Raw genomic sequence first — 18273 nt, forward strand, 5'->3', positions numbered from 1 at the left:
ACTCAAGCTTATGAACGTAACGATTTTGCATGGCTACAGTGCGTCCAACTCCGGTGACGGTCTGCTCGTCGATCTGGCCATTGCTCTGGTGCAGCGTAACTTCGGTGACGACACCGCGATCAGTGTCGTGGCGTCCGACCCTGAGTCGTTCAACTACCTGCCGCACCCGCGTTTCAATGCGCCGGTGATGGCTGCCAAGGGTCTGGGGCGGGTCAAGCAAGCGGTGTTTCTCAATCAGTCCTACGCCGGGCTCGCTGATCTGCTGAAGAAGACCGATCTGATCGTCGGCGTTGGCGGCGGTTACATGCGTTCGAAAAGCGCCTTCGAGCACATCAAGCTGAAGCTCGGCCACGCCAAGCAATTGGAAACCGCGATTCTCAGCAAAGTGCCGTCGGTGTACCTGCCGCAGAGCATCGGCCCGTTCCACGGCGAGAGCAGCAAGATCGTCGAACACTACGCCAGCGCCGATGCGGTGTTCGTTCGCGACAACCGCTCCTCGGCCATCTTCGATGCTTGCGAAAACGTCTACCGCGCGCCGGATCTGGCGGTGCAGTCGCTGGCGAGCAAGATTCTTCAGCAACCGAAATTCACCCGCTGCGCCGCCTCGCCGGCGACAGTCTGCGTGGTGCTGCGCAAGCCCCCGGAGTGGAGCAAAGAGAAGAAGGTCGCCTACGTGGCCAATCTGAAACTGCTGCTGCAGCGTCTGAAGAACAAAAGCAAAGTGGTCTGCGCCGTGCAAAGCGCCGTACGTGGCAACGATGACGGCGCGTTCTACCGCGAGCTGGGCATCAACGAAGATCTGCTGTCGCTGAAGGCAACCATTGCCAAGTACCAACCGGACCTGGTGATCTCGGTGCGTCTGCACGGCGCCATCGAATCGCTGCTCTCCGGCGTGCCGGCGTATCACATCAGCTACGAGCGCAAAGGCTTTGGCGCCTATCAGGACATGGGCGTCGAGGACTGGGTGATCAACGGCGGCGACATCGACGTCGACACCATCATCAACACCGTTTACGCGCCCAATGCCTTGGCGGATTTCGGCAAGCGCCTGACCGACACCTGCCGCGAAATCGAAGCGAAAACCGTGGCCATGGACGAAATCATCAAGGGTGTCGTTCGATGATATTTCGGCTGTTGCTTCGCGGCGGAGCCTTGGGCGCGAAGTTCTTGCTGGTGTTGGCCATCACCCATTACCTCGGTTACGAGGCGCTGGGTTTTTATGGTGTGGTGGTCGCGGCGTCGTTGATCGCATCGAAGTTCTACAGCGTCGGCTTCAGTTCCGAGATCAACCGGCTGATCAGCGTCGGCGGCAGTTCGCGGCGGGTGGTCGACAAGGTTTTGCTGCTGTATCTGGCGGTGGGACTGTTGTTGTCGATACTGACGGTGCTGATCTATTCGCTGTTCCAGTCGGTGGAAGCGACCGCCACGTTGATCCTGTGCGTGACCCTGGTGCTGCTCACCGAGCACCTGTCGTTCGAAATCAATTCCTTCGTGTTTTCTGCGCAGAAAGCCACCGCCGGTGCCCTGCTGTTCTTCATCAAGACCGGCCTGTGGGCGGTGTTGGCGGTGGGCGGCATGGTGCTCGGCTGGGTCGCGGGCATCGCCAGTGTGTTGTGGCTGTGGGTCGCCGCCAACGTGCTGGTAATCATCGCCGGTTATTTGATCGTGGTGAACGTGCACAAGGGGCACGAAGCCGCGCCGCTGGACACCGCGACGGTGTGGAAGGCCGGGTTACCGTTCTATCTCGGCACCGGTCTGATCGCCCTGAGTCAGTACGCCGAGCGCTTTCTGATCATCGACCTCGAGCCCTACGCCAGCCTCGGTAAATATGTGTACGCGTGGTCGGCGGCCAACACCTTGCAGGCGTTGTCGTACGCGGTGGTGGCAGTGGTCGGCATTCCGGTGCTGGCCAAGCGTTTCCAGGCCGATCAACAGGCGTTCACGGTCAGGCAACTGTTCGTCAACAAATGGGTGATGCGCTCGCTGGTGGTCTCTGCGGTTGTGGCCGTGGCGATCTATGTGTTTTTCAATGTGCTGCTCGATTACGTCGCCGCCAGCGTGCCGCGTCCGGATAACGCGCTCCTCGCGGTGCTGATTTTTTCCTTCGCCTTGCGGGCGATTGGCGACATTGTCTGGGGCGGTTTGATTGCCTCGAAAAACAGCCGGGTGTCGCTGGCCAGCGCGGCGCTCTGCCTGCTGATTTCGGTGCCGGTCAGCTATGTGCTGATCAAGCATTACTCGATCTATGGCGCGGCGTGGGGCAACGTTTTCGCCATCGTTGTGCAGCTCAGTGTGATTGCAGTGTTGACCCGTGTCAGCGGCGCGAAAAAGGCTGCGCTGTCATGGGCCTGAAACTGCCGCGCATCGAGTTTCGTGGGCGCAAATTCGATTCGTCGATTTCCTTTCTGATCCTGTTCACTGGGCTGTTTCTGTCAGTGGCGATGCCGTTGCTGGTGCCGCGTGATCCGGGGCCGGATGCGATGACCTTGTGGTCGTCATATGCGCGCGCCGACAACTGCAATTTCTGGAACCCGTTCTCGCCGGATCGCTCGTCCTACGAATGTTCGGCGTTCCTGCTGCGGCCCACCGGGATCAACCTGACCAACGCCTGGGCCTACGGCATGTTCTGCAATTTCTTCCTCACTGCAATTCCGGTGGTGGTGTTTCGGCGCATGCCGCTGACCATTTTCGGCACCCTGTGCCTATGGGGCATCGTGCGTTCGTTTTTCCTCGAGAACCTGACCAAGGAAATCATCGTGTCGGTGGCGGTGTTGAGCATTCTGCTCAGCGCATTGACGCGCAAATATCGCGGCGGTTTTTTCCTCTCGGCGGTGATTTACGGGGTGCTGATCCGGCCGTACTGGATCCTGTTTTCGCTGTCGTGGGTCGGCGTCTGCGTGATGAAAAAGTACGTCTCGCGCTTCACCTTCTTTCTGATGCTGTTCCTGTTTTATCTGGCGGTGGCCATGGCCATTCAGCTGGCGCTGGGCTTTCCGGTGTCATCGATCCGCGCGAGCAACAACGAGCTGCGCACGGCGGGCGAGGAGGGCTCGAAATCGCTGATCGTCTCGTGGCTCAGCGGCAGTGACTTCGTCTCCCAGGCGCTGGACTCTATGATCATTTTCTTCCGGCTGTCGTTCCCGGTTGAGCTGATTCTGCTGTCCGGGCCGGGGCAGGTGATCTTCGTTGCGCTGATGATCATGACTGCACTGCTGCTGTTCAAAGTCATCACTTCGACCGACTACAAGGGCGCGCCGATCCAGACCAAACCCAAGGAACTGATCGCGATTCCGCTGGCGTTTCTGTTAGTGCAAGGCTTGTTCGAGCCGGACTTCGGCTCCTTCGCCCGACACTTCTCGATGGTCGTGCCGGTGTTGTTCGTCGGCCTGGGCTTGATGCTGCGCGCGAACAAACCGGTGCAGGTCGAATCAAGAATTCTCACTTAAGGCAGGTGCTCTATGTCGAGCAAGAAAAAATCCCTGGAGATCGAAACCCTGCGCGGCTTGGCGTGCCTGCTGCTGGTGCTCTATCACGTCATCGGCCCGCTGGGCGGCGGCTTGAAGATCGACATCGGCTCGCCGTTCCGGGTCATCGCCGACTCGATGGTGTACGTGCGCATGCCGCTGTTCACGTTCATCTCCGGCTACATCTATTCGATCTACAAGATTCGCGGCAATGACTTTTCCGCGTTCTTTGCCGGCAAGGTGCGGCGGCTGATCGTGCCGCTTTTCTGCGTCGGCGTGCCGTTCTCGGTGCTGCAAGCGGTGGGGCCGGGGGTGAACAAGGACGTCGGCGTGATCGATGCGTTGTTGTCGTTCTGGGTGCCGATCAACCACTTCTGGTTCCTGCAGGCGGTTTTCAGCATTTTTATCTTCGTCGGCTTGCTGGAGTGGCGCGGCCTGTTGCATTCAGCAACGCGGCTGTATGGCTTGTTTGCGTTTGCGGCAGTGTTGTTCCTGCTGCCGCCGTTGCCGCTGGATGCGTTCGGTATCAACGGTGCGATTTACCTGCTGCCGTTTTTTGTTGCAGGGATGATCGGTCAGGAAAATGTCGATGTTTTGAAACAGCGTTTCAAAGTGATCGGGCCGCTGCTGTTTGTGCTGATCTCGCTGACGCTGTTGTATGTCGCGGCGATTGATCGTGAGCTGATTGTCGATCGCCGCAGCCTGATTGGTTTGACGGTGGGGTGCGTGTCTTGTATCGCATTGCTGTCGAGTGACATGCGCTCGAAAGCGCTGACCTGGCTCGGCGGATATTCCTATGCGATTTTCCTTTTTCATGTGCTGTTCGCAGCGACCTCGCGGTTTGTCCTCGGGCGCCTCGGCGTGAAGGATGAGAGCTTGCTGGTGCTTGGTGGTCTGAGTTGTGGATTGCTCGGGCCGGTGCTATTGGCGATGGTGTTCAGCCGGTTCAACTTCACTTCGGTGCTGTTCCTTGGCGAGCGTGCGGCGAAGAAGACAGCACCGGTGATTGTCGCTCCGGTGGTGCAGACGCAGAACAGCTGAAAGCTTCGCGAGCAGGCTCGCTCCCACAGAGGTTGTGTGAATTGCACAAGGTCTTTTGTGGGAGCGAGCCTGCTCGCGAAGGGGCCATCCCGGACAAAGGAAAATATTCAATGATGCCAGTAGACGCCCCTCAACCAGTCGCCACTTCGGCCATCACGATAGACGATGCTCGTCAGCGCTTTGCGCAGTGGCGCGAGGGCAAGGCCGGCACGGTGCTGGCGGTTTCGGTGATCGGCGACAGCTACACCGCCGGGCAGGATTTCTACCTGAACAAGCTGGTGCAGCGAGTGGCCGCCGAGGTGGGTTTTGCCGGCCCCGGTTACGTCGGTTTCAACCATGGCGCGGCGCTGGGCGGCACGCACTTCAAATACACCCGCAGCAGCGACAAATACTTCGGCGGCGGCTGGAAGGTTTCCGAGCTGGGCCAGGCCAGCCCGGACAGTCGCACGATCAGCGGCAAGCCGGGCGCCTGGTTGCAAGTCGATGCCAGCCCTTCGCCGCGCATCGATACCACGGTCACTCAGGCGAAACTGTTGTATCTGGGCAATGGCGAATCCGATGAGTTGCGCTATCGCTGGTCGCCCGCGCAAGCCTGGCAACCGTTGAAACTCGCAGGCTCAGGCGTTCAGGAAGTCGCGCTAGCGGGCATTCCATCGGCCGCAGACTGGTCATTCAGACTGGAAGTGGTGAAGGGCGCGCCCACGTTGTTCGGCCTTTGGATGACGAATGATGAGAAGGGCATTCGGGTGTCGAAACTGGCGGCCTCCGGCGCGGCATCCGCGGATTTCTATCACGCCGATCGACAGTGGCAGGCGCAGTGGAAAGCCGTGGTGTCGAAGATCCCGGCCGATGTTTACCTGATCATGCTCGGCGGCAACGATCAGGGCTTCGGCGTCAAACCTGCGCAGTACCTGCAAAACGTCCAGGGCTTGGTGAGCATGCTGCGCGAGATTCAGCCGGCGGCGAGCATCAACCTGATCATGCGTCAGGACACCACGCGCTCCAGTGCTTATCCGATGTCGGCCTATGCGCAGGTGCTCGAACCGTGGGCGCGTGAGCAGCAGCTCGGTTTTGCCAACCTGCAATGCGCGTTCGGCCCCGACGTCAAACGCTACGCCAGCGCGATGATCGGCCCGGACAAGATTCATCCGTTGCCGGCCACGGGCGGGAAGGTGATTGCCGATTATTTTTATCGCTGGATAACGGGTACGAGTACCGGTTGCGACGACTCGCCACCATGATCGTTCCCACGCTCCGCGTGGGAATGCCGCCCGGGACGCTCCGCGTCCCTCCGCAGCGTGACGCAGAGCGTCACTGGATGCATTCCCACGCGGAGCGTGGTAACGATCAATGCTGACTGTGCCGCCGCTTTCGCGAGCAGGCTCGCTCCCACAATGGATCGGCGTGACGCCCGGGTGATCAGGCGTCGTGCTTGAAGGCGTCGATGAGCCCCAGCAGTTCGTCAAGCTTGCGCGGCATCAACCGCGCATCGCAGCGGGTTTCAACATTAATGATGATCGCCGGGTCGTTGCAGCAGATGCGCACGCGAAAGCGCCAGTCGCTGAAGATCACTTTCAGGCCATCGCGGTCATCCATTTCCAGCGCCTGTTCGCCATACAACGCCTTCAGGTGCGCGAGCAGCGGATAAGGATCGCGCATCGGCCGGCGGATATCGCCGGACGCAGGAAACACACCGATCCGCTCCACCAGCAGAATCGTGCCCAGCCAGGTCTCATTGGCGCTGGGCAGCGGTTGATGGCGCGACAACCAGCTCATCACCCCGAGGTTGCCCACCTCACGTTCAATCTCTGTCGAATGTTGTGCAATGTTCATGGTTGCCTGCCTCTGGTGATGGGGGGCGTCTCAGCGGCCCTTGAGGTACACGTTGTCGTAGCAGAAATTGGTCGCTTGCAAGTAGCCCTCGGCATCGCCGCAATCGAAGCGCAGGCCTTTGAATTTGTAGGCCAGCACGCAGCCGTTCTGCGCCTGTTTCATCAGTGCGTCGGTGATCTGGATTTCGCCGCCCTTGCCCGGTTCGGTGTCGGCGATCAGGTCGAAGATGTCCGGGGTGAGGATGTAGCGCCCGATGATCGCCAGATTTGACGGCGCGTCCTGCGGCGCCGGTTTTTCCACCATGTTGTTGACCCGGTAGATGCCTTCGGAAATCAGCTCACCGGCAATCACCCCGTACTTGTGAGTCTGGTCGGCCGGGACTTCTTGGATGGCGACGATCGAGCAACGGAATTTCCTGTACAGCTGAATCATCTGCGACAGCACACCGTCGCCTTCGAGGTTCAGGCACAGGTCGTCGGCCAGCACCACGGCAAACGGCTCGTCGCCGATCAATGGGCGACCGCTGAGAATGGCGTGGCCCAGGCCTTTCATTTCCACCTGACGGGTGTAGGAGAAGGTGCAGGTGTCGATCAGCTCGCGGGTGCCGGCGAGAAATTTCTCTTTCTCGGTGCCACGGATCTGGTGCTCGAGTTCGTAGCTGATGTCGAAGTGGTCTTCCAGCGCGCGCTTGCCCCGGCCGGTGACGATGGCCATGTGTTGCAGGCCAGCGTCCCGTGCTTCTTCAACGGCATATTCGATCAACGGCTTGTTGACGATCGGCAGCATCTCTTTCGGCATGGCTTTGGTCGCCGGCAAGAAACGCGTGCCGTAGCCGGCAGCGGGGAACAAACATTTACGAATCATAAAAGTATCCTGGACAGTCATGGAACACAGGCGACGGTTGCGCACCACAAAGTGGCGGCAAGTTTCAATGATTATTGAAGGCTTACTTTAATACCCGAGTCAGGTTGTTGCTGGCAATTAGTTGCGCTGTTAAAAAGCGCTAATGTTATGAGATGTCGACTACTTGGTTATTAGTTATTTTTAGTCGGTATCTGTCGATAGTGATAAGTGTCCAGGGAGTGCTAATAAGTACCCGTCAAACAGTTTGACCGGCAAAAATAATTATTGCCAGTGGTTGAACTAAATTTGTTTGAGGTTGTTGTCGCCCTGTTTGTGTGAATTGCTCCGCATATCCACCAGGCATGGCTTGACACGCTACCGGGTATTTATTCAATGACGGACCGCGCTATGAAGATTCTGGTAACGGGTGGTGCCGGCTATATCGGCTCGCATACCACACTTGCATTGCTTGAGGCAGGTTATGAAGTTGTCGTTCTGGATAATCTTTGTAACAGCAGCGACGCAGCACTTCACGCCGTTGAAGCCATTTGCGGCAAAAGTGCATGGATGATTCGCGGCGATGTCTGCGATCGGCCGCTGCTCGACCGGATTTTCCGCGAGCATCAGATCGACGCCGTGCTGCATTTCGCCGGGCTCAAAGCCGTGGGCGAGAGTGTGCGCAAGCCGCTCGAATACTACGAAACCAACGTCGGCGGCAGCATCACTCTGTGTCAGGCGATGGCAGCGGCGGGGGTGTTCCGCCTGGTGTTCAGTTCCTCGGCGACGGTGTACGGCGAGCCTGAAGAGATGCCGATTCGCGAGGATTTTCCGACGGGCAATCCGACCAATCCCTACGGCCAGTCCAAGCTGATCGTCGAGAACGTGCTGCGCGACCTAAGCCTCGCCGAGCCGCGCTGGAGCATCGCGCTGCTGCGCTATTTCAACCCGATCGGCGCCCACGCCAGTGGGCACATGGGCGAAGACCCCAACGGCATTCCGAACAATCTGGTGCCGTATATCAGCCAGGTTGCCGTCGGCAGCCTGCGCGAGCTGTCGATCTTCGGTAACGATTACCCGACCGCCGATGGCACCGGCGTGCGCGATTACATTCATGTCGTCGATCTGGCGGACGGGCATTTGAAAGCGTTGCAGTCGATCAGCGAGCGCACCGGCATTCACACCTGGAACCTCGGCACCGGCGATGGCTACAGCGTGCTGCAAGTGCTGCATGCCTTCGAACAGGCCTGCGGGCGGCCGGTGCCGTACCGGATGATGCCGCGCCGCGCCGGTGATATCGCCGAGAGTTTTGCCGATGCTTCGAAAGCGGCGAAAGAACTCGGCTGGAAAGCCACGCGCAACTTGCAGGACATGGTTGCCGACACTTGGCGCTGGCAATCGAATCATCCCAATGGTTATTCGCGATGATGGCCATTTAGTCCGATGTTAGTTTCAGTCAGGTTGTTAGATAACGTCGGGAAATTACACTGGCAATGCCATTTGCAAATCCGTAGATATAAACCTGCCGTTCGACTTTAACAGTTGCACAGGACTGTGAAAGAACAACGGATCTTGTTCGCGCTCTTTGCGGACTTGAAAGCTACCAGCTCTGACACAGATCTGTTTTTTAACAGTTCGAATGTTAGAAAGGAGTTGTTATGAAAAAAGTGATGGCAGTTGCCCTGTTGACGATGTTGAGCAACTGGGCTGCCGCCGCTGAAGCGCCGTTGACAGCGGTAACCAATGTAGGTGGCAGTGTGGCGGCTTCGCAAGCGCCCGCGGCCAGTACTGCAATGGTTGCCAGTGCTGTAGCGGCGTCCAACAGCGGTGGCAGTGCCAACGGCGGTACCACCGGTACGACGGGTACCACCGGTACAACCGGCACGCATAACTAACAGGAACATTTGTTAGTGCAGTACAGAGTCGCCCGACGCAAGTCGGGTGACTTTGTTTTTTGGATTCGCCCTTGAATAGCGTAGTGCCATTATGACTCGTAGTGTTTATCTTTTAATGTTGGCAAGTCTCGCTTTGCAAGGTTGCATGTTTTCCCCCGGCCAGTACCTGAGCACCAGCGATATCACCCGCCAGGGTGCCAGCGAAAGCAGTCGGGTCGAGCTGATTCCGATCACACCGAAGTTGATCGCCATGAACCGCGCCACCCAGAAGCGTGAGTCGCTGCCGGCGGAGCTGCTGGTGACGCCGGCGGAATATCGCATCGGCAACAATGACGTGCTGTACATCACCGTCTGGGATCATCCGGAGCTGACCGCCCCCTCCGGCGCGCAACAACAGATCGATGCCAACGGCCGTCTGGTGCGCTCCGATGGCACGCTGTATTACCCGTTCATCAAGGAAGTCCAGGCCGCCGGCCGGACTATCCAGCAACTGCGCGCTGTCATCGAACAGCGCTTGTCGGCGTTCATCGCCGAGCCGCAGGTCGACGTCGCGGTGCTGCGCTTCGCCAGCCAGAAAGTCGTGGTCACCGGCGCCGTGACGAAGGCCGGCCCGCAAGCGATTTCGACCAATCCGCTGAGTGTGGTCGAAGCCCTCGGTTCCGCTGGCATCGACACTAATAACGCCGACTTGTCGGGCCTGCTGCTGACGCGCAACGGGCGGGTGTATCCGCTCAATCTCGACTCGCTCAATCAGCAGGATTCCGAACTGCAGAACGTCTACCTCAAGGGCGGCGATCAGCTGTATCTGCCATACAACGACAACAAGCGCATCTACGTCATGGGCGAGGTCAACCAGCCGCGCGCGCTGAGCTTCAAGACTGCGACCATGAATCTTTCCGACGTGCTCGGTTCGGTCGGTGGCCTGAGTCAGACCAGCTCCAACGGCAACGCGGTCTATGTCATTCGCGGTGTGGAAAACCTCGACGTCGAGCCGGCGAAGATCTATCAGCTCGAAGCCGAATCGCCGACCGCCATGGCGCTGGCCTCGCACTTTCAGGTGCGGCCGCAGGATGTCGTCTACGTCGGCCCGGCCAACGTTACGCGCTGGAACCGTTTCATCAGCCAGTTGGTGCCGTCGGCGTCGATTGTCGGCACCGGGGCTTCGGCAGCGAAGAACTGGAGCGAATACAGCAACAACAGCAAATAAGGCCGCCCGACTGTGAACCTATTGAAAGTGGGCGTCTGCCTGATGGCGGCCTCGTTGCTGTGCGGCTGTAACCCGCTGATGAGCGCATCGCTGAACAACCTCAAAGCCGCCGTCGTCGGCCCCGACGAGGTTGATGTGACAGCGGCCGAAGTCGCCGGGGTCAACTACCCGCAACTGAAACTGACCACGCCATCCGGCTCAGGTGTACTGGCGCTGGTGCGCGAGCGCGAAGACCTGCAATTCTGGGTCGCCTCCGGCAAGCAGGTGTTGCTGCTGCGCGATGGCCTCGCCGTGCGCAGTATCGGCCTCGGCCTGCAAGGTGATCTGGATGGCACGCGGCTGGCTGATGACTCGCCGTTCAAGCAAGGCCTGCATCACGTCGCCGACGGTTTCACCACACGGCGCTGGATTGATCTGTACAAGGGCCAGGAAGTCGGCGTGATCGTCAACAGCCGCTTTTCGCGCCGTTCCACCGAGACCCTGGAGATTCTCGACAAGGCTTACTCGGTGCTGCGCGTCGATGAACAGATCGACGCGCCAGCCATCGGCCTCAGTGCGACCAACCGTTACTGGGTCGACCCGCGCGACGGTTTCATCCTGCAAAGCGAGCAACAACTGACCTCGCAACTGCGCGTGAAGCTGGTGCAATTGACTCCTGACCGCAGGCATCTGCCGTGAAGCGCTTAAGCCTAATCGCGGCGGGTCTTCTGCTGATCGCAGGGGCGAGTCAGGCCGCCGTCACTGTGTCCGGCGACGTCGCCAATCCCGGTCCGATCGCGTTGCCGCCGGGTGGACGCCTGTTCGATGTGATCAGCGAAGCCGTGCCCAATGCCGAAGGCTATTGGCTGGCGGGCGGCTTGTTGCGCCAGTCGCTGGTCGAGGAGCAGACGCGGCTCAAGGTCGGCGTGTTGTTCGATCTCGAGGTCCTGCAACGCATGGCGACGCTGTTTGATCGGCCAAGCCGCGCGGCACTGGCACAGCGCATTGCCGAAGAGGTTCGACAGATGCCGGTGACCGGACGGCAGATCGCTGACCTTGATCCGGTGGCGGTGGAAGTCGGCTTCGCGCGCAACATTCGCCTGGATGACGGCGATCGGCTGATCTACCCGAAACGGGTTGATGAAGTGCAAGTGTTGGGCGCGGTCACCGAGCCATGTCACTTGCCGTACCAGCCATTGCAGGAGGCGCGCGAATACCTGGAAGGCTGCTCGATTCTCGACGATGCCGAGGCCGATTACCTGTGGCTGATCCAGCCCAACGGCGTGTCGCGGCGCGTCGGCATCGCGCATTGGAATCGCGAGTCCGGGCAGTTTCCGGTGGCCGGCAGCAGGATTCTGGTGCCGATAAAAAATGATGATCTAGATCCGCCTCTTCCTGAACTGAATCAGCAGTTGGCCGAATTCATTGCCACGCAGCTGGCCGAGGTGGTTCGTTGAAGTTACGTTTTGCAGCTGTGTTGTTATTGCCCTGCGGTCTGGCCCACGCCGAGCCGCGCATCACCCAGAATGACTTCGGTGGCGCCGGTCTGTTGCAGACGCCGACGGCGCGCATGGCCCCGGCCGGCGAGCTGAGCGTCAACGCCAACCGCACCGATCCCTACAGCCGCTACAGCGTGTCGTTGCAACCGCTGGACTGGCTCGAAGGTTCGTTCCGCTACACCGCGATCACCAACCGGCCGTACGGCTCGGAGGCCCTCAGCGGCAGTCAAAGCTACAAGGACAAGGCGGTCGACGCCAAAGTACGCCTGTGGCAGGAAAGCCACTGGGCGCCGGAAGTGGCGCTGGGCTTTCGAGATATCGGTGGTACCGGTTTGTTCTCCAGCGAATTCTTCGTCGCCAACAAGCGCTTCGACAATTTCGACTTCAGCGCCGGCATTGCCTGGGGCTACATCGGTAATCGCGGCGACTTCGACAACCCGCTGGGCTACGTCAGCAATCGCTTCGATACGCGCCCGGCGCTGGAAGGCACCGGCGACGTCAACTCCGGCGCGTACTTTCGTGGCAAGCCTTCTCTGTTCGGTGGCGTGAGCTACCAGACGCCGTGGGATCGGCTGAGCCTGAAGCTGGAATTCGAAGGCAACGACTACAAGAACGAGCCGAAGGACAACGAGATCAAACAGGACTCGCCGATCAACCTCGGCGCGGTGTTCAAGGTGACCGATTCGATCGACCTGAGCGCCGCGTGGGAACGGGGCAATACGGCGATGTTCGGCGTGACCTTTCACACCAATTTCGTCAGCCGCAAGGCGCCGGCCAAAACCTACGACCCGACCCCCGAACCGCTGCCGGCGAAGGCGCCGACGACCTCGATGGAGCAGGTCAACTGGGCCGATGTGTCGCGGCGTTTGCAGCAGAATGCCGGGTACAAGGTCGAGCGCATCAGCCAGCGCGATTCCGAACTGATCGTCTATGGCGAGCAGCAGCGTTATTTCCATTCGTCCAAAGCCGTTGGCCGCGCGAGCCGGATTCTCGACAACAGCGTCAACGACGACATCGACTGGTTCACCGTGGTCAACAAGCGCTATGACTTGCCGCTGGAAGAAACCAGCCTGCCGCGCCAGACCTTCCGCGAAGTGATCAACAACGAAGAACCGTTGGAGGCGCTGCACCGCACCACCGAAATCAACCCGGCGATGCCGCACAACGAGAAAACCCTCTACACCGAAGCGCCGCAGCATTTCAGCTATGGCGTGGGTCTGGGCTTCAAGCAAAACGTCGGCGGCCCGGATGGTTTGCTCTATCAATTCAGTGCTGATGCGGACGCGGAATATCGCTTCAACCGCAACACCTGGTGGAGCGGTTTGCTCAGCGCCAACCTGGTCAACAACTTCGACAAATTCGTCTACGACGCACCGAGCGGTTTGCCCCGCGTGCGCACGGATTTGCGCCAGTACCTGACCACCTCAAACACGACCATGCCGTTGTTCCAGCTCAGCCATGCCGAGCAGTTGGACAAGGATCTGTACGGCATGGTGTACGGCGGCTATCTGGAATCGATGTTTGCCGGCGTTGGCGCGGAAGTGTTGTTCCGCCCGACCGGCGAACGCTGGTCGCTGGGCGCGGATCTGAACTGGGTGCGCCAGCGTGATTTCGATCAGGGCTTTGCCTTGCGCGATTACTCGGTAGTGACCGGGCATATCACCGGCTATACCGACCTGCCGTTCGACACGCTGGCGGCGGTCAGTGTTGGTCGCTATCTGGCCGGAGACTGGGGCACCACCGTGGACATCTCGCGCGAGTTTTTTAACGGCGTGCGCGTCGGTGCCTGGGCAACCATCACCACGGCCAGCAGCGCGGAATATGGCGAAGGTAGTTTCGACAAGGGCCTGTACCTGTCGATCCCGTTCGACGAAATGATGAGCATGTCGACCATGCGCCGCGCCAATTTGGTCTGGGCGCCACTGACCCGAGATGGCGGCGCCAGACTGAGCCGCAGCTATCAACTGCACTCGATGACGGATAGCCGGGAAGGGGACATGTTCTATCGCAACTTCGAGAAGATTACCGAGTAAGCGCTGGTCTGTGGGAGCGAGCCTGCTCGCGAATGGTCCGGCACATCCAACATCTCCAGTGCCTGACACAACGCTTTCGCGAGCAGGCTCACTCCTACAGGGGGTTGTGTTACAGCACAGTTTTCGACCCTAACCCTGATCCCTGTGGGAGCGAGCCTGCTCGCGAAGGCGCCGGCACATCCAACATCGCCATCGCCTGACACACCGCTTTCGCGAGCAGGCTCACTCCTACACTTGATCGGCGTCACGCCACACATCCTGGTCATCACCCGAATCCCTGTGGGAGCGAGCCTGCTCGCGAATGGTCCGGCACATCCAGCATCTCCATCGCCTGACACACCGCTTTCGCGAGCAGGCTCGCTCCCACGGGGGCGCACCTGTAGTCGATACCGGTTACCCAAATCCCGCCCACAAAAAAGGGGACTTTCGTCCCCTTGTGATCTGCAGCGCTAAGCCTCAGTAAATATCCTTCGACAACAACGTAAACGGCGTCTTCACGAGGATCTTCAGATCCAGCCACAACGACCAGCTGTTGATGTACTGCAGGTCGATCTCGACACGCTTTTGCATCTTGTCGATGGTGTCGGTCTCACCGCGGCAGCCGCTGATCTGCGCCAGGCCAGTGATCCCCGGTTTGATTCGGTGACGCGCCATGTAAGCGAGGATCTTGCCCGAGTAGTAATTGTTGTGCGCCACCGCATGCGGCCGTGGCCCCACCAGCGCCATGTGCCCCTGCAACACGTTGAACAGTTGCGGCAACTCGTCCAGCGAAGTGCGGCGAATAAAACGGCCTACTGCGGTAATGCGCGAGTCATTGCGGCTGGCCTGTTTCACTTCGCGGTCATCGTGGACACGCATCGAGCGGAATTTCCAGACCTTGATCACCTTGCCGTTCCAGCCATGGCGGTCCTGCTTGAAAAATACCGGGCCGGGCGAGTTGAGTTTTACCGCCAGAGCGATGATCAACAGCAGCGGACTGAGGGCGATGATTGCCAGGAATGCCACGGTTTTCTCAACCAGACTCTTGCTCAGGGCAGCGGTCGGGCGGCTGGTCAGCGGGCTTTCGTTCAGGTAAATCGCCGGTAGGCCGTCCACGACTTTCACGGAGTGGTTGAGCAGGGTCAGGCTGTTTAAGTCCGGCACCCACACCACATCGACGTTAGCCCCGAGTAAGTCGACATACATCGCTTCGATTTTCGCGGCTTCGCACAGCGGCAGAGTAATGTAGAGGCGGCGAATGTCGTGGGCTTCGATCAGCTCAAGCAACTCGTCCTGAGCGCCAACGACACGCGGTGCGTCGGAAGCGAGGACCGGTTTGTCACCGTTGCTGACCAGACCGATCAGCGGCAGGTTTTCCAGTTGGCTGAGCTTTTTCGCCAGGCCCAACGCCAGTTCGCCGGTGCCGACAATCAGCGTGCGGTGTTCGCTTTTACGCGAACGCTGGTAGTACTTGGAAAACGCATGCAGCGGCGCGTAGAGGAACGCCTGACCGAGGAAGCCATACACCGCCCAGCTGAGAATCACCTGACGGGAAAACAGCTCATCGGCCTGGCAGACAAACGCGATGCACGCCAGCGCGGCCATGGTCATTGACCAGCCCATGAACAAGCGGCCGAGGCCGGTCAGGTAGTTGTCGCGTTTGCGATAAACGCCGCTGAATGTGTAAGCCGGCACCGAGGCCAGGACGGCGAGGGTGGCGCACATTCGGTAGTAGAACGCGACGGTGCCGGTGTGCTGTTCAGCGAGGATGAACAGCAGCGTCACAACGAAAGCCTGTGCCAGCGCCCATTGGCCCCAAAAGGTCAGTCCCTTGAGGCCCGTGCTTCGATTAATACTGAGAGAAAGATCCATACGATATCCCCAAAAGACGTCCATTCAGGTTTCAACAGTTGAAAGCCGAGTTGTTATGCAGACTTATTGTTTTTGTTTTAGCGAGTGTCTTGAGGTAACAACATCGAGAGCCGAACTGTCGTCAGCCAATAGACTAAGTTATTGTCGGGAATGGTGTCTGACGAGTTCTAACAAGATGGCACAATGCCAACTTTTTAATATTTAAATAGATGGCTGTTAGAAAAGGTCGTAGAGCGGGGGATGAAAAAGCGAGGGTGTATTTGTTACTGTTGAAGGGTGGAGGCAGGGAAGCTTTTATCGAATCAGGGAGGGTGAACCCAAACAGAGTGCTCTTCTTGTTGTTGTAGTCGCACTTTATATCTGTTTGTCTCGATTTGAAGGTCGTCTTCGGTTACGCAACGACTTCCTGGATCAGGCAATATCCGCGATTTCTTACGGCTCGGAACAATCGCTCGCCATTACTCGCACTCTTGAACTTGTCCTGCAATCGGCTCAGGCACATTTCCAGGCCACGGTATTGCTCGGGTTCCCGACCAATGCTGATGATCAGGTCATCACGACTGACCACGCGCTCTTCATGGCTCAGCATTTTCCTGACCAGAGCGGTTTCCAAACCAGTCAGGCTGATCGCAACATTGTCCTTGAGCAGCACGCCTTGTTCATCGTCGAGATGCCAGGTATTGCTGCAAGGCTCAGTGCTCTCGCTGACATTGGAGATATGAGCGCGTTCTGCACTGCGGGTCGGGAAGCTTTGAAACGGATTGTCTGTTTGCGCGGCTCGCCATTCATTTTCAAGAGTGGCCAGTATGCGTTGAGTATCATGTTCGATACTGCGCGCAACATTCTTTCGGCTGAGGTTTGGGTAACTGAACTCCATGACCATCGGGGCGGAAGAGGGCGAAGCAACACCTTCAACAAACATTTGTGCCTGCGACGTGCCAAACGAATTGAAACGCTCACTGGACAAGATGCTTTCCAGTTCACGTTGCGACGTTGTGCTGTGCGTCACAACAACAAAATATTTTCTGGGGAGGGTTGTACTCGTTTCCATGTCTCTCTCCTAAATACACACCAAAATTGGCTAAAAGATAAATCGGCAGGCGAGCAATGACTTCCTCGGAAGTAATCGTAGGCAGGGTTCTGGCCGAAAATGGCCATCGATAAATTCCACTCGATCTGCTGCTATGTTATGGAGTTTTATTGTTATGTGGCGTGATGCCGTGCTCATTCAAGTGCTTGAGTTTTAATAAGTATGAGGCGCAATTGAAACGATATGGCTGCATCAGACGATCCTTCGTACGTATGCAAAAGGGAAGACTGCCCGAGACTCAGGCAGTCGATATCAGGCCCCGCATCAGGCGATAGCCGTAGCCGCGGATGCTCTGAATCGCGTTTGTACCATACATGTCCTTGATTTTTCCACGCAAGCGACTGATTGATTTTTCCAGTGCCCGAGGGTCGTAGAAATTGGTGTTGAGGCCCATGATGCTGGCGATTTCATCATGACTCAGAATGTGATTGCCGGTGTGCGCAAAGGCCTCGAGGATCTTCATTTCGGCGAAAGAGATATCCAGTTTGCGCCGACTGTCCATCAGGCAGATCCGCGTCGGATCAAGCGTGAGATTGATATCTCGTTGCCAGTCTTCGCTGTTGAAGAACTCCGCGAGCAAGTCTTCGCTGTCATCGCTCAATGTGTTGAGCTTGATACAGGCATCCGCCCCGGCGAGGAAATATTTGATCTTGTTGACGGCACCGCGGCCGGTAACGACAGCGCAAATAAGTGGCTTCAAGTTGTCATCGCGCAGGGTCTGCACCAGGGCCAGATTTTCTTCGATGGCTTGTGGACTATCGATGATGACGAAAATGGCGCGATAGGAACCTATGTAGCCGTGCTGTTTATATGAACTAGTGAAAGCACCTGTTTCCAGGGTCATATCGGGTTGCACGTGCTTTGCGATCAGCGATCTCAAATGATCAGCCACACCCAGTGTACGACCCAGCGCAAGAACACCGGATTCATCATTTGTCGGGCGCGGACTTCTCGTCGCCAAGTTCCCTGAGAGCATCATGCGTTGACTCGAATTAGGTGCTGACATCGGGATGTTAAAGCACCGGTTCTCATCTGTGACTGACAATTGGTAACATTTGTGCGGATTTTAGACGTGTCTCCCGAGTTTTCTAACAATAACTAAGCTTTTCAGGCTTTTAGTTGATTTTCTCGGGCTTGTGAACTAATGCGTAAGTGATGGCTATATGCAATGGTGCCACTATTTTGAGCTTGTGGCGATGGCTTTGTCTATGTCCTTTTGCCATTGATTGGCCATGTCAACAATGTGTGAGGTTGATCACACTTCATATCTGAACTGAAATATTTGTAGTAATAGATGTAAATTTTTTCCGTTTAGTTCGTCGGCCGACGATTACTAACATGACTTGAGTGTGGCAGTCCGTTAGACCTATTCTTCGAAATCAAAAGATCGCAGCCTTCGGCAGCTCCTACATGGAAATGCATTCCAAATGTAGGAGCTGCCGAAGGCTGCGATCTTTGGATCTTCATATGCGCCAATTGTGTAACTCAGATACTCAACCCCTGAGTGTTATTGACTGGTCGCTCACCCTGAGTGCTCTGAC

16 protein-coding genes are annotated in these 18273 nt (G+C 57.9%); 11 read left to right on the plus strand and 5 right to left on the minus strand.

From position 1 onward, the window contains the following. Nucleotides 1-10 precede the first annotated feature (10 nt). The 5 genes from JWU58_RS09605 (at nt 11) to JWU58_RS09625 (ending at nt 5746) form a co-directional block, all read left to right on the plus strand. Nucleotides 11-1123 carry a polysaccharide pyruvyl transferase family protein gene (locus tag JWU58_RS09605; protein ID WP_206421827.1) on the plus strand — a complete coding sequence of 371 codons (1113 nt, stop codon included), beginning with the start codon at nt 11-13 and terminating at the stop codon, nt 1121-1123. Beyond that, nucleotides 1120-2352, plus strand: coding sequence for an MATE family efflux transporter (locus JWU58_RS09610; protein WP_123441999.1), 1233 nt, complete (start codon nt 1120-1122; stop codon nt 2350-2352). Before JWU58_RS09605 ends, JWU58_RS09610 begins: the two co-directional genes overlap by 4 nt. After that, a complete protein-coding gene (locus JWU58_RS09615; protein ID WP_016775461.1) occupies nt 2343-3446 on the plus strand; it encodes a hypothetical protein in 1104 nt (367 codons plus the stop codon). The genes JWU58_RS09610 and JWU58_RS09615 overlap by 10 nt, the downstream gene beginning before the upstream one ends. A gap of 12 nt (nt 3447-3458) precedes the next feature. After that, nucleotides 3459-4505: an acyltransferase family protein gene (locus tag JWU58_RS09620; RefSeq protein ID WP_206421828.1), complete on the plus strand. Its 1047-nt coding sequence runs from the start codon at nt 3459-3461 to the stop codon at nt 4503-4505. A gap of 110 nt (nt 4506-4615) precedes the next feature. Next, nucleotides 4616-5746, plus strand: a complete 1131-nt coding sequence (locus JWU58_RS09625; RefSeq protein WP_206421829.1) for an SGNH/GDSL hydrolase family protein — start codon at nt 4616-4618, stop codon at nt 5744-5746. A 178-nt stretch (nt 5747-5924) separates the two neighbouring features. On the opposite strand, the gene JWU58_RS09630 is transcribed toward JWU58_RS09625, so the two are convergent. Both JWU58_RS09630 and galU read right to left on the minus strand, forming a co-directional pair. Next, a complete protein-coding gene (locus JWU58_RS09630) occupies nt 5925-6338 on the minus strand; it encodes a mannose-1-phosphate guanylyltransferase (protein ID WP_071173032.1) in 414 nt (137 codons plus the stop codon). A gap of 30 nt (nt 6339-6368) precedes the next feature. Further along, nucleotides 6369-7202: a UTP--glucose-1-phosphate uridylyltransferase GalU gene (galU, locus tag JWU58_RS09635; protein ID WP_041477294.1), complete on the minus strand. Its 834-nt coding sequence runs from the start codon at nt 7200-7202 to the stop codon at nt 6369-6371. A 387-nt stretch (nt 7203-7589) separates the two neighbouring features. Between galU and galE the strand changes: the two genes are divergently transcribed. The 6 genes from galE (at nt 7590) to JWU58_RS09665 (ending at nt 13791) form a co-directional block, all read left to right on the plus strand. After that, nucleotides 7590-8606, plus strand: a complete 1017-nt coding sequence (gene galE, locus JWU58_RS09640) for a UDP-glucose 4-epimerase GalE (protein ID WP_016775458.1) — start codon at nt 7590-7592, stop codon at nt 8604-8606. 230 nt (nt 8607-8836) lie between these two features. Next, on the plus strand, nt 8837-9073 hold the full coding sequence (locus tag JWU58_RS09645) for a hypothetical protein (protein ID WP_016775457.1): 237 nt from the start codon (nt 8837-8839) through the stop codon (nt 9071-9073). A gap of 91 nt (nt 9074-9164) precedes the next feature. Beyond that, on the plus strand, nt 9165-10280 hold the full coding sequence (locus JWU58_RS09650; protein ID WP_206421830.1) for a polysaccharide biosynthesis/export family protein: 1116 nt from the start codon (nt 9165-9167) through the stop codon (nt 10278-10280). A gap of 12 nt (nt 10281-10292) precedes the next feature. Beyond that, a complete protein-coding gene (locus tag JWU58_RS09655) occupies nt 10293-10958 on the plus strand; it encodes a YjbF family lipoprotein (protein WP_039760706.1) in 666 nt (221 codons plus the stop codon). Then, nucleotides 10955-11716, plus strand: a complete 762-nt coding sequence (locus tag JWU58_RS09660; RefSeq protein ID WP_125927268.1) for a capsule biosynthesis GfcC family protein — start codon at nt 10955-10957, stop codon at nt 11714-11716. Before JWU58_RS09655 ends, JWU58_RS09660 begins: the two co-directional genes overlap by 4 nt. Next, nucleotides 11713-13791, plus strand: a complete 2079-nt coding sequence (locus tag JWU58_RS09665) for a YjbH domain-containing protein (RefSeq protein ID WP_024013608.1) — start codon at nt 11713-11715, stop codon at nt 13789-13791. Before JWU58_RS09660 ends, JWU58_RS09665 begins: the two co-directional genes overlap by 4 nt. A gap of 456 nt (nt 13792-14247) precedes the next feature. On the opposite strand, the gene JWU58_RS09670 is transcribed toward JWU58_RS09665, so the two are convergent. The 3 genes from JWU58_RS09670 to JWU58_RS09680 form a co-directional block, all read right to left on the minus strand. Then, on the minus strand, nt 14248-15642 hold the full coding sequence (locus JWU58_RS09670; protein WP_122612703.1) for an undecaprenyl-phosphate glucose phosphotransferase: 1395 nt from the start codon (nt 15640-15642) through the stop codon (nt 14248-14250). Between the two features lie 391 nt (nt 15643-16033). Then, on the minus strand, nt 16034-16693 hold the full coding sequence (locus tag JWU58_RS09675) for a winged helix-turn-helix domain-containing protein (protein WP_206421831.1): 660 nt from the start codon (nt 16691-16693) through the stop codon (nt 16034-16036). A gap of 277 nt (nt 16694-16970) precedes the next feature. After that, complete coding sequence (locus tag JWU58_RS09680; protein ID WP_123442007.1) at nt 16971-17711, minus strand: winged helix-turn-helix domain-containing protein; 741 nt, start codon at nt 17709-17711, stop codon at nt 16971-16973. Nucleotides 17712-18273: the final 562 nt, after the last annotated feature.

It is taken from the genome of Pseudomonas atacamensis (assembly GCF_017167965.1).
GTDB classification, from domain to species: domain Bacteria; phylum Pseudomonadota; class Gammaproteobacteria; order Pseudomonadales; family Pseudomonadaceae; genus Aquipseudomonas; species Aquipseudomonas atacamensis.